Below are 12,675 nucleotides of genomic sequence, written 5' to 3'. Positions count from 1 at the left end.
ATGCTCTCCCACTGATTAAAGTTTCACTTTATCCTTTAATAAAGAAGCTCCAGCAATTTCAGGGTGAGTCATTTCGAATGGATCTAAAATAATATCCAATTCTTCTTCTGTTAGTACACCATGTTCTAAACATAACTCTCTAACAGATTTCCCTGTTTCAATCGCTTCGCGAGCAATGCGAGATGCTGCTTCATAACCAATGTGAGGGTTAACTGCTGTAATAATTCCAACACTTTTCTCAACATATTGCTTCAGCAATTCTTCATTTGCTGTAATTCCTTTAATACAGTATTCTCGGAATACACGGAATCCGTTATTCATAATACTAATAGATTGAATTAAATTAAATACAAGCACAGGCTCCATTACGTTTAATTCTAATTGTCCTGCTTCTGAAGCCAAGCAAATTGTATGATCATTACCAATTACTTGGAAAGCAACTTGATTAATTACTTCTGCCATAACTGGATTTACTTTACCTGGCATAATAGATGAACCTGGTTGGCGTGCAGGCAATTGAATCTCTGCTAATCCGACACGTGGCCCAGACGCCATAATACGAAGATCGTTTGCAATTTTAGACATATTCATCATACATACTTTTAATGCCGCAGATACTTCTGTGTATGCGTCTGTGTTTTGCGTTGCATCAACTAAATGCTCTGCGCCGACAAGTGGGAATCCGCTAAATGTTCGTAAATGTTTTACCACTTGTTCAATGTACGTAGGATTTGCATTTAATCCCGTACCAACAGCTGTCGCCCCCATATTCACTTCATATAAATGTTGACGAGACTGTTTAATTCTTTTTATATCACGCGCAAGCACGCGGCTATACGCTTCAAATTCTTGTCCAAGGCGAATTGGCACTGCATCTTGTAAATGTGTACGTCCCATTTTAATGACGTGATCGAACTCTTTTGCCTTTGTACGGAAAGCAGCATGAAGTTCTTCCATTGTAATAAGAAGCTCTTCTAACATCATAAGAGTAGCAATATGAATTCCCGTTGGAAAAGCATCATTTGTTGATTGAGCCATGTTCACATGCGTGTTTGGACTAATTTTCGCATACTCACCTTTTTCGTATCCCATACGTTCTAATGCTCTATTCGCAATTACTTCATTTGTATTCATATTAATAGAAGTTCCAGCACCGCCTTGAATTGGATCTACAATAAATTGATCATGGAACTTTCCGTCAACAATTTCTTGTGCTGCTTCCGCAATTTCTTGCCCAATATCTTTAGCTAGGTAACCAGTATCCATATTCGCAAGTGCCGCCGCTTTTTTCACAATTGCCATTGCCGTAATGAGTGACGGATGAATGCGATATCCTGTAATTGGAAAGTTTTCTACGGCACGTAATGTTTGTACACCATAATAAGCTACACTTGGTACGTCCTTTTCACCTAAAAAATCTTTTTCTATACGTATATCCTTCGTTGCTATCATTTGCATCACCTATACTTTTTCATTCTAAATCCTTATCTAAAAAATCCGCCATCTCAAAATACGAGTATTATTCAGAAGAATTTTTCAGTATCCACCTTCACTATATAGCACCTCTTTTGAAAGCGCAAACATTTAATTTTCTATATATCCTTTTTATTAAAGTTTATAGAAAATCATTCTTCTACTTTCTTTATCTCCACTCGTTTAATTTGATGCATATCCTTTTCAAGGACTTTAAAATAAAAGCCATGTTTCTCAATAACATCCCCTTCAGCAACGACTTGTTTTTGTACCATGATCCAACCACCAATTGTATCTACATCATCAGCAACCAAATGTATGCCAAATAAATCATTTACTTCACTAATAAGCACTTTTCCCTCTACAATTTTACATCCTTCGCTTATGTGTTCGATAGGCGGGTGTTCATCTTCATCGTATTCATCTCGAATTTCTCCAACAATTTCTTCTAAAATATCTTCTAGCGTGACAATGCCTGCTGTACCACCATATTCATCATATAATACAGCTAACGGAATTCGCCTTCTTTGCATTTGTAATAGCAAATCATGAATTGGGATATTTTCTAATACTTCAATAACTGGCCTTGTATATGGTGTAATCGAGCACTCTTCCTCTCGATTACCATCCATATAACGAATAAATAAATCTTTTACATTAACCATTCCGATAATCTCATCTTTATCTTCACCAAATACAGGATATCTCGTATATTTTTCTTGCGCAATTACTGTAATATGTGTTTCAAACGGCTCGTCCTCATATAATCCTACAACTTCCGTACGAGGTACCATAATTTCCTTTGCTACTCTATTATCGAATTCAAAAATATTATTTACGTATTTAAATTCCCTTTGATTAATCTCTCCGCTCTCATAGCTCTCCGATAAGATTAACCTTAATTCTTCTTCTGAATGAGCTACTTCATGTTCAGAAGCTGGATGTAATCCAAATAAACCTGTTACAAGCCTTGCCGAACCATTTAAGGCCCAAATAAACGGATACATAACTCGGTAAAAATAAATAAGTGGCTTCGATAATAATAAGCTAACTTGCTCTGACCTTTGTATAGCTAATGTTTTTGGGGCAAGTTCCCCAATAACAACATGTAAAAATGTAATCACCGCAAAGGCAATAATAAATGAAATTGTACTAGCAATTGCAGGAGATAATTGTAACTTTAAGAACAATGGCTCGAGTAAATGTTTTATAGTTGGCTCTCCTAACCACCCGAGCCCTAACGCAGTAATCGTAATACCTAACTGACATGCTGATAAATACTCATCTAAATTTGCAGTTACTTTTTTAGCAGCCAATGCACCTCGTCGTTTTTCAATAACGAGTTGATCAATGCGACTGCTACGCACCTTAATAATTGCAAACTCAACAGCCACAAAAAAAGCTGTTAATGCAATAAGGATGGCTACCATCAATAATTTTAAAATATCCACATATGTCCTTTAGCTTTCTTAGCTAAAGTTACACCTCCTTTTAAAAAGAAGTTTCACTTTAGTTTCTTCAATTATTAGAAAGCAACCCTATATAAAATTCACCAATTTTCAAACCTCATACAATTCTAAAGGTAAACCGTCAGGATCTTGGAAAAAGACGAATTTCTTCCCCGTTATTTCATCAATACGTATCGATTCCGTCTCAACACCACATTGATTTAAATGCGTCACAGCTTCTTCTATATTTATAACTGCAAATGCTAAATGTCTAAGTCCAGCTGCTTCTGGAAAACTTGGGCGCTCAGGCGGACTTGGAAATGAAAATAATTCTATTTGATACTCTTCTCCTACACATAAATCTAACTTATAAGAATCGTGTTCCTTTCTATATACTTCATTCACCACTTTAAAACCTAATATTCTAGTATAAAAATATTTTGACACTTCATAATTCGAACAAATAATTGCAACGTGATGCACTTTACATATATTCATGATTTCTCTATTCCTTTCTTTACCAAAGATGCATATTCTCCCTTGAAATGAAAAACATATATAGCAGAACATCTCTTTTAGGGGGCTTACTATGAAATTTATCACTTTTTTTGTCGGACTTATCGTCGTTTTCTTCCTTGCTTATATTGCTAGCAATAATAAGAAACACATTAAATTCAAACCTATTTTCATCATGCTTATTATACAGTTAATTTTAACCTATTTATTATTAAATACAGAAATTGGTCTCATACTTATTCGGTTCATTTCCAGCCTTTTCACAAAGCTACTCGAGTATGCTGCTGATGGTATAAACTTTGTGTTTGGCGGTCTTGCAAATAAAGGTGAGATGTCATTTTTCCTTACTGTATTATTACCGATTGTCTTTATTTCCGTCTTAATTGGTATATTACAACATTTCAAAATACTACCATTTTTTATTCATTGGATTGGTTTCTTTCTTAGCAAGATAAATGGTCTTGGGAAATTAGAATCTTACAATGCCATCGCTTCCGCTATTGTCGGCCAATCAGAAGTTTTTATTACGGTAAAAAAGCAATTAGCACAAATTCCAAAACACCGTCTTTATACACTTTGTGCATCAGCCATGTCAACAGTATCTATGTCTATCGTAGGTGCCTATATGACGATGATTGAACCTAAATATGTAGTAACCGCACTCGTTCTCAATTTATTTAGCGGTTTTATTATCATACTCATCATTAACCCTTACGACGTTAAAGATGAAGAAGATATTTTGGAAATAAAAGGTGAAAAGCAAAGTTTCTTTGAAATGCTTGGCGAATATATTCTTGATGGTTTCCGGGTAGCCATTGTCGTTGGCGCCATGCTCATCGGATTCGTAGCATTGATTAGCTGCATTAATGACCTATTCCTCATTATATTCGGCATTACTTTTCAGCAATTAATCGGCTACGTATTTGCACCTATTGCATTTCTTATCGGTGTACCAAGTTCTGAAATTGTCGCAGCTGGTAGCATTATGGCAACGAAGCTTGTAACGAATGAATTTGTAGCAATGATGGATCTTAGTAAAATTTCCAATAGCCTTTCTCCCCGTACAGTTGGTATTATTTCTGTTTTCCTCGTTTCTTTTGCCAACTTTTCTTCTATTGGAATTATTTCCGGTGCAGTAAAAGGGTTAAACGAAGACCAAGGAAACGTTGTCGCAAGGTTTGGGCTTAAATTACTATATGGAGCTACTCTCGTTAGTATTTTATCTGCAATTATCGTAAGTATTATGTTGTAATTAGGTAAAATTTTATCATTTTCTTATCCCTATCTTTTGTATACAATAACGAATAGGTGTCTTATAAAGTGAAACTTTACTCAGAGGGGACTATCCCCCTCTGAGTATTAGCCTTCACCAATCGGGCTTTTACGGGCAGTTAACTCCCACCTAACTTCCTTGCATTCGCTGGACTTTGAGGTGGGAGTTTTACTGCCCGTTAATGCGGGATAAATAATCAAGACATCTATTTTTTATACATGTACAATCGCTTTTATTTAGCGTAAAATATTTTTTATGTGTTTTAATACACCTAGATGTATACACTTTGATAGTTTTAAAGGAGAAAAAATGATGAAATCCGACACAAACAACAATATGCGAGCCAAAAAAGGACGCTCAAAGAAAAAACGCCTACTTTGGTTCCTTCTTATTCCATTACTAATTGTAGCACTTGGAGCAGGAGGTTACTCCTTCCATATATACAGTAAAGCAAAATCCATTTTAAATAACGCTTATTCTGAACTAGGTCGAGGAGATAAATCCAACAAACGTGAAAAAGCAGTTAAACCTATGACTGATAACATTTCCGTACTTATTATGGGTGTTGATGAAAGTGATATTAGAGAAAAAAATTATGGAAAAGCAACTCGTACGGATGCGCTATTACTTGCAACAATTAATAAAAACGATAAATCCGTTAAACTTGTAAGCATTCCACGTGACTCACGCGTCTACATTAAGTCACGTGATAAATACGATAAAATTACACATGCACACGTATTCGGCGGTGTAGACAGCACGATTGATACAGTAGAGAACTTTTTAGACGTTCCTGTTGACTACTACGTAAAATTTAACTTTAAATCCTTTATCAAAATCGTTGATTCCCTTGGCGGTATTACTGTCGATGTTCCTGTTGAGTTTACAGAACAAAATAGTAAAGACGAAGCAAATGCAATTCATCTTAAAAAAGGACGTCAACATTTAAACGGAGAAGAGGCACTTGCACTAGCTAGAACTCGTCACATCGATAGCGATTATATGCGCGGTCAACGACAACAACTTGTTTTAGAAGCTATTGCCGAAAAAGCACTATCTCTTAATTCCATTAATAAAATCGGTGGCCTACTAGATGCTGTCGATAATGATTTAAAAACAAATTTAACTTTTGATGATATGATGACAATTGCAAAAAATTCAATGGATTCAAGTTTAAAAATGGACAAATTTCAAGTGGAAGGTACAGATAAATATATAGATGGTATTTATTATTACGTTCCAAACGAAAAAAGCGTCAATAATATATCGACAACACTTCAAGAACATCTCGGTGTTACGAATAAAAATGAGCATAAAAAATTATAATAAAAAGGCTGCTAGATTTTTCTAGACAGCCTTTTTATTATAATTTTCAACAAATTTTTCATGCATATTGTGACAAAAAGAGACAATTATTACAACAGTGTAACATTTTTTATAAAAACATTACACACACAGTGGAAATAATAGTATACTAGAACTTACATACTGTTATTTTCATCATTTTTATACAAAAAATGTAATACATATATTTATACACAAATTTCTGGGGGGAAATAAATGAAGCTAAGTAAAATACTGATCGGTTCTGCAATTGCAGGGGGCATATTACTTTGTGTAGGCGGTATTGGTGGATATCAATATGTATCCAAATTAAATAATCAATTAAATAACACCGCATTACCAAATACTACGTTTGAAGGTATTTCTCTTGCTGGAAAAAATAAAGCAGATATTCAAGCAATTATTAATCAAAAAATAAATGAATTAGATCAAAAATCTCTTACCTACATATTCCAAGATGATAAACAAACTTACATATGGAAAGATTTAGGTATAAATTATAAAGAGAAAGATATTGTAAACAAAATCTTTAAAGAACAAGAAGGAAACGTAATGAGTCGTTACAAAATGCGGAAGCAAGCTGAAAACGATGAATTAAAACGTGACTATAAATTAACACCACAATTAAATACAACAGCTTATGAAACCTTTATAAAAGATAAATATAATGAAACATTAAAAAATCCTGTTAATGCAGAATTAAGTATTGAAGGCTCTACTGTAAATGTTAGTCAAAGTCAAAACGGAGAAAAAATTGATAAAGGCAAACTACGCGATTTAACAAACGAAGCTATTACTACTGGTAAATCAGATGTTACATTACCGGTTACATTAATAAAACCAGAACGTTCTACAGAAGATATACAGAAAATGGGGATTAAAGAAGTAATTGCTGAGTACTCTACTCCAATGGCTGGCCGTAATGGTAATCAATCCTTTAACGTAAATAAATCAGCTAATACTTTAAGTGGAGTTATTGTAGCACCTGATGAAACGTTTAGTTTTAATGGCCGTGTTGGTGTAACTGATGCTGCACATGGTTATAAATCTGCCGCAGTATATTCACAAGGTAAAGTTATACAAAGTGCAGGCGGAGGCGTTTGCCAAGTCAGTAGTACTTTATATAGCGCAGCTTTAAGGGCAGATTTAGGAATTGTTTCTCGAAGTAATCATTCTATGCCCGTAAATTATTTACCACTTGGGCAAGATGCAGCAGTGGCAGACTATGGTCCGGATTTAAAATTTAAAAACAATACAGGTAATCATATTTATATTCAAGCATTTTCAAATGGAGGGAGTATTACTACACGCATTTTCGGTACAAATACTGGTAAAAATGTTGAAGTTTCTTCTCAAGTAATTAGTAGAACTAATGATAAAATAACAGCGGTTACGTATAAAAAAGTAACACAAAACGGCGAAGTACTATCAAATGGACAAATTTCAAAAAGCGTATATAAAAGTGCCCCAAAACAATGAGATACTATCAAACGGACAAATTTCAAAAAGCATAAAGAAAAAGGCGTGATCTACTCACGCCTTTTTCTTTTGCAGTAATAGTAAAAAAGTTTCAAGATGATCCTTCGTTTCTTCTAAAGACCATATACGATTCCCTTGCTTCGCAGCCAGTACGCACGCTTCTTCCCACGCGTTCTTGTTCTTCATATATACTAATTCATCGCGTAATTTCAAAACAATTTCTTCATCTTCTTGCTCTATAAACTCTGCCATCACGCTTACTATTTCATCCTCATGAATACTTAACGTACAGTATGATTTAAGAAAGTATTGTAATGTCGTATACATATGTACTCCCCCTTCTTATTTGTCAGATGGATAAGAAGTAATAATCTTATATCCTAAATCTCCTGACTTATCTCTCGCTAAAACAGTAACAGTTTTTACTAACTTATCTTTTACATTCATATTTTTCTTTATTACCGTTTTCCCGACCGGGAATGAATGAGTTGTATTTAATACGAGACGAGCCTCTTTAGAATTTTTTAACCAATCTTGAATTTCTTTATCATGTTGCTTCAAACTATCTTTTACAGCTTTCGTCGCTGTTTCTTTATCATAATATGTACTTGCCGCTGATACTTTATCTGTCTTCAAACGATTCTTCAAATCCTCTTCTGATTTACCTACATGCCTTTCAATCGTATGACCATTTTTAGGCGGCCCTTCCATTTCATCTAAAATATTATCACTAATTTTTTCTACTGACGTACCTTGATTCCCTGTTTGTTTCTCAGTTTTTTGTTCTTTTCCTGCACATCCACTTAAGATCAGCATCAATGCCAGTAAACTACTGAAGAAAAGACTACTTATTCGTTTCATCATATCACCTCTTCCATGATTATTATCGTAACTTCACTAAAAGTCAATTTCACAACGAAAAAACACATACATTTTTTAAACCCTTCAGCTATTTTGCTATGTTTACCACTCTATCTTCATCAAACCACTATTTTTCACCTACTTTAAAATATACCCCTGTGATTTTCTAATTATTTCCCGAATTAAAATACCATTTAAAACACTACATAAACCCTTTAAAAACAAGGTTTATGTAGTGTTTTTCAACAAATTAAAATATACCCCCTTTTTTGTATACCCAATACCTATATACCGTATACAAATGCCGTTCTGTCAACGTTTTCTACATTATGTAAATTTCTCCTTGCCTATCCATTCGAAATATGGTGTAATGCAAAAAAAGATAAAGGATTTTATAATATGGCAGAAACGATTCAAAATTTCCTAACAGAATACTATTCAATCGCAATTCCACTTAGTATCTTAATCAATATCATCATCAGTCTTTTAGGTTTTATCCCTAGCATCTTTTTAACCGCCATTAATATACAGCTATTTGGCGTTACAAATGGCACACTCATTTCGATCGCAGGCGAAGCATTAGGCGCTATTATCTCGTTTTATATTTATCGCATAGGCCTTCAAAAGTTCACTCACGATAAAGTAAATAAGTATCCAAAAGTAGAGCGTCTTCTTTATGTAGAAGGTAGAGAGGCCTTTCTACTCGTTCTATCGTTTCGATTTATACCTTTCATCCCATCAATTATCGTGACTTTATTTGCAGCTCTAGGGAAAATGTCATTACTCTCCTTCAGTATTGCCAGTACAATAGGTAAAATACCGGCCTTATTGATTGAAGTATATTCGGCATATCATGTTATGAACGGAACAAATGAAGCGAAGTGGATTGTAACAATCGCAGGTTGCATTGGATTGTTCTATTTGTGGAAAAAATGGAGAAAAAAATAAAGAAGGAGCCTATGCTCCTTCTTTATTTTTGAAGTATTTTATTAATATCTATCCCTTAAATCCTTAGTTTACACCAACAGCACTAAATGATTGCTTCACTGCATTTACTTCTGCAGAGCTAGCACCATATAAATCCGCTGCAGCTTGTACTGCACCAGCACGAGCTTGACTAAATGTAGTAGATTGCGTGAAATACTGTGTATTTGCACGGTAGTAAATCGCACCTAATTTATCTTTACCAATACCAGTTACAGTTACACCAGAATGCGTACCGCCATTTGCTAATAAATAAGCTTGCTTGTTAATAATACCACTGTTCGTATGAACCCCACCGTTATCACTAGTACCAGTGTAACGCTTAGAATAATGGTCTGGGTCACCATATTTCGCTGGATCACTCATAGAGCGAAGTGCATCTCCTGCTTTACCAGGCGTGTAAATATCTTCACCAATTTCCCAATCTGGATTACGATTATCATAGTATTCTACTAAAGTACCAAAGATATCAGAAATTGCTTCATTTAGCGCTCCTGATTCATTTTGATAAATTAAATCCGAGCTATTTTCCGTAACAGCATGCGTTAATTCGTGACCAATTACATCAATTCCACCAGATAATGAAGTGAATGTTACACCATCACCATCTCCGTATACCATTTGTGAACCGTTCCAGAATGCATTATTATACTTACTTCCGTAATGAACTGTTGATTTTAATGGTGCTCCTGCATCATTAATAGAGTTTCTATTAAATGTAGCTTTATAATAATCATATGTTCTACCAGCATAGAAATGAGCATCTACTGCTGCTGCATCATACGCTGCATTGAAAACATTATCTGCATCTGCCCATAATGTTCCCGGTAATGTTGAACGGTTTTTCGCATCATATGTGAAAATTGTTGCCCCGCGCGTATTATCTTGCAAGTAGTAAGATGACCCAGATAACGTTGTATTAAGCGATTTCGTATCTCCTAATACACCTTTACCAGTTCCCACTTTATTCGTTCCTGTTACTGGCTTTGCAGCAGCTTTTGCTTCCTGTTTAGGAGCATCTTGCTTAACTGGTGACTTATCTTCATTTGTTACATGATCAAGTTTATTATATTTATTTAACACTTTGCCGCTGTCTGCTTCAATGAAATAGTAGTAGTTTCCTGGGCTTGGATCTAAGAAGTTTAGATTTACAACGTATGCATATGTTGTTTCTTCACCGTTTTGATATACATATAAGTCCGCTTTTGGTTCTACCTCATATTTCGGTGTTACACCTAAATCTTGCTGCGCGATTGCAATCGCTTTTGCGCCTTCAATCTTATTTTTATTTTTCAACTTTTCTTTCTTGTCTAAATCAGGTGCAACTGTTCCAGACAATACTTTTAAAGAACCATCTTTACTTACGTGAGCTACTTGAGTAGAACCCCATACAGGTACTCCTTCGTAAACTTGTTGCATACGTACTACTGTTGAATCAGTTACAGCATCTTTTTTCACTTGTTTCACTTTGAAAGAATCTTGCGCACTCTTTTCCCCTAGCTTATAATCACCTTTTGCTGCATTTAAATAATCAAACACAACAGATTCCGCTTTCTTGCCAGTTGCTCCAGTTAGATCACCAGAAATAAACTCAGGCGACTTCACTGTCTCATTGTACTTCTTCGTAGAGAGCACATTTTTTGAATCTGCAAACGCAGAGCCTGTCCCTCCAAATGTAGTAACTGCCATTCCTGCCGCTAACACTAACGCTAAACTTTTCTTTTTCATGAACCTTCCCCCTAATAAAAATTTTTTTGAAAAAGAGTAGTTTCATATTAGCATTATGTTTCCACTATTAATATACTAAAAATTCAAATAATTATTTTCTCAAGTTTTGTAGAATTTTGAGGAACAAATATTGAAAAAACCCTTTCCGTTAGGAAAGGGTTTTTTTTATAAATTAATTTGTTCAACTGTTTTAGCTTCTTGCCCTAGAGTATCCGGCTTCCAAGCATACTGAATATCCAATACTACAGCTGCAATTGCCATAACCACAAATGTTCCTGCAATTAACTTTTTCATACTATCCCTCCTCTTTATTCTTCTAATAAAGTAATTGCTAATTTATAATAGCGATTACTTTCTTTAAAATCTGAGCATTCTTCTAAGTATTCAGCTAGTTCTAAGTATACTTTCTTTAAATCTTTTATATTTTCCTCTGTTTTAAAGAAAGGAACTACTTCTGTTTCTAGAAATTTTTTATAGAGGTCTCTTTCTTCAAAATATTTATATCTTAAATTTAACAATAAATATAACATCCCTTTGTATCTCTCATCTTTCCTTGCAGCAAGGATACCTTTTTCAATCCATTCAGCCGCTTCCTCAAGTTCTCCTAATTGAATACACTGCAACGAGAGCTCATACATGGCATCAATATAATTCATATCCTCTTCTTTTTTATATTTTAAGCATTCTATATAATACTCTTTCGCCTTGGCATAATTTTTTTGTCGGTAGTACAGATAACCAATATTATTTAAAGCAATAGAAAGAATATTATCTTTATCAGCAAAAGAAGTTGCTTCTCTTATGATATGATTATAGATTTCCATAGCTTCATTATATTGTTTTTTTCTAGTATAACTAAACGCAATTAAAAACTTACAATTAATTATATTTCTAAATTTATATTCGCTTTTAAAACCTTCTAATGCCACATTAGCAAAGTATAATGTCATATGATCTATTTCCATCTGACTATATGTCAATGCTAAATTATAATATATTCCTGTTTCATAATATCCTAACTCTTTCGCCATCGATTCTGTTTTTAACAAATACTCTAACGCTTGCGTATATTTGTACTGCACAGAATATAATAATGCCTTATTATACGTATATAACATCTTCTGAAAAGGCGAGTATTTCTTATACACTTTCTTCAATCCGTCCAATTCTTCTTCAACAGCAGGGAGATCCCGCTTCATCATTAAATAACGTGTATACAGCAGTTTATAATAATTTATAATTTCAAAATCCAAAACATGCTTCATTTCACCTTGCAACTCTTCATATATGCGTTCTACTTGTTGCTTATCCAAATGAACTAGTGCATTCAACCATTCATCCAGCTTCCCCTTCACATCTTCTTCTACATCTCTTAAATCCGTTACAGCAATCTCTAATCTTGCGCAGAGCAATTGTAGAATTTCTTCTGATGCTTCGATCTTTCCATTTTCGATCTTACTTAAGTATGAGACAGAACAAATGCCCTGACATAATTCTTCTTGTGTCATTTTTTGCTGTAGCCGTTTATAAAAGACTTGTTTGCCTATTTTTTCTAATGTTTGTTGCATT

At 34.3% G+C, this 12,675-nt stretch carries 12 protein-coding genes; 4 read left to right on the top strand and 8 right to left on the bottom strand.

What is annotated here, in order from left to right:
- Positions 1-15: 15 nt before the first annotated feature.
- The 3 genes from aspA to gloA2 all read right to left on the bottom strand — a co-directional run bounded on the left by aspA (position 16) and on the right by gloA2 (position 3,419).
- The gene (gene aspA / locus MHH42_RS03120; protein ID WP_016107512.1) at positions 16-1,452 is read right to left on the bottom strand and encodes an aspartate ammonia-lyase; all 1,437 of its coding nucleotides are present in this window, start codon (positions 1,450-1,452) and stop codon (positions 16-18) included.
- Between the two features lie 173 nt (positions 1,453-1,625).
- Positions 1,626-2,924, bottom strand: coding sequence for a hemolysin family protein (locus tag MHH42_RS03115; RefSeq protein ID WP_016107511.1), 1,299 nt, complete (start codon positions 2,922-2,924; stop codon positions 1,626-1,628).
- Between the two features lie 108 nt (positions 2,925-3,032).
- Entirely contained in the window at positions 3,033-3,419 is a 387-nt protein-coding gene (gloA2, locus tag MHH42_RS03110; protein WP_098180366.1) for an SMU1112c/YaeR family gloxylase I-like metalloprotein, read from the bottom strand.
- 91 nt (positions 3,420-3,510) lie between these two features.
- Between gloA2 and MHH42_RS03105 the strand changes: the two genes are divergently transcribed.
- The 3 genes from MHH42_RS03105 (at position 3,511) to MHH42_RS03095 (ending at position 7,533) form a co-directional block, all read left to right on the top strand.
- The gene (locus MHH42_RS03105; RefSeq protein ID WP_000668851.1) at positions 3,511-4,689 is read left to right on the top strand and encodes a NupC/NupG family nucleoside CNT transporter; all 1,179 of its coding nucleotides are present in this window, start codon (positions 3,511-3,513) and stop codon (positions 4,687-4,689) included.
- A gap of 330 nt (positions 4,690-5,019) precedes the next feature.
- Entirely contained in the window at positions 5,020-6,036 is a 1,017-nt protein-coding gene (locus MHH42_RS03100) for an LCP family protein (RefSeq protein ID WP_002105716.1), read from the top strand.
- 234 nt (positions 6,037-6,270) lie between these two features.
- Positions 6,271-7,533 (top strand): VanW family protein, encoded by a 1,263-nt coding sequence (locus MHH42_RS03095; RefSeq protein ID WP_000777338.1) that lies wholly within the window; start codon positions 6,271-6,273, stop codon positions 7,531-7,533.
- Positions 7,534-7,587: 54 nt separating this feature from the next.
- Here the strand turns inward: MHH42_RS03095 and MHH42_RS03090 are convergent, their stop codons facing one another.
- Together MHH42_RS03090 and MHH42_RS03085 are read right to left on the bottom strand one after the other, a co-directional pair.
- Positions 7,588-7,860, bottom strand: coding sequence for a hypothetical protein (locus MHH42_RS03090; RefSeq protein WP_000288801.1), 273 nt, complete (start codon positions 7,858-7,860; stop codon positions 7,588-7,590).
- 15 nt (positions 7,861-7,875) lie between these two features.
- Entirely contained in the window at positions 7,876-8,394 is a 519-nt protein-coding gene (locus MHH42_RS03085) for an RNase A-like domain-containing lipoprotein (protein ID WP_000822696.1), read from the bottom strand.
- Between the two features lie 399 nt (positions 8,395-8,793).
- On the opposite strand from MHH42_RS03085, the gene MHH42_RS03080 reads away from it, so the two are divergent.
- A complete protein-coding gene (locus MHH42_RS03080; RefSeq protein WP_000852217.1) occupies positions 8,794-9,342 on the top strand; it encodes a TVP38/TMEM64 family protein in 549 nt (182 codons plus the stop codon).
- Between the two features lie 63 nt (positions 9,343-9,405).
- On the opposite strand, the gene MHH42_RS03075 is transcribed toward MHH42_RS03080, so the two are convergent.
- From MHH42_RS03075 to MHH42_RS03065, 3 genes are all read right to left on the bottom strand, one after another.
- A complete protein-coding gene (locus MHH42_RS03075) occupies positions 9,406-11,106 on the bottom strand; it encodes a M4 family metallopeptidase (protein WP_000730354.1) in 1,701 nt (566 codons plus the stop codon).
- Positions 11,107-11,271: 165 nt separating this feature from the next.
- The gene (locus MHH42_RS03070) at positions 11,272-11,400 is read right to left on the bottom strand and encodes an NprX family peptide pheromone (RefSeq protein WP_000733136.1); all 129 of its coding nucleotides are present in this window, start codon (positions 11,398-11,400) and stop codon (positions 11,272-11,274) included.
- A 14-nt stretch (positions 11,401-11,414) separates the two neighbouring features.
- The gene (locus tag MHH42_RS03065; protein ID WP_001187940.1) at positions 11,415-12,674 is read right to left on the bottom strand and encodes a helix-turn-helix transcriptional regulator; all 1,260 of its coding nucleotides are present in this window, start codon (positions 12,672-12,674) and stop codon (positions 11,415-11,417) included.
- Position 12,675 lies beyond the last annotated feature (1 nt).

It is taken from the genome of Bacillus sp. FSL L8-0099, from assembly GCF_038006385.1.
GTDB lineage: Bacteria > Bacillota > Bacilli > Bacillales > Bacillaceae_G > Bacillus_A > Bacillus_A toyonensis.
The sequence above is the reverse complement of the archived record's forward strand: the minus strand, read 5'-3'. Positions and strand labels throughout refer to the sequence as shown.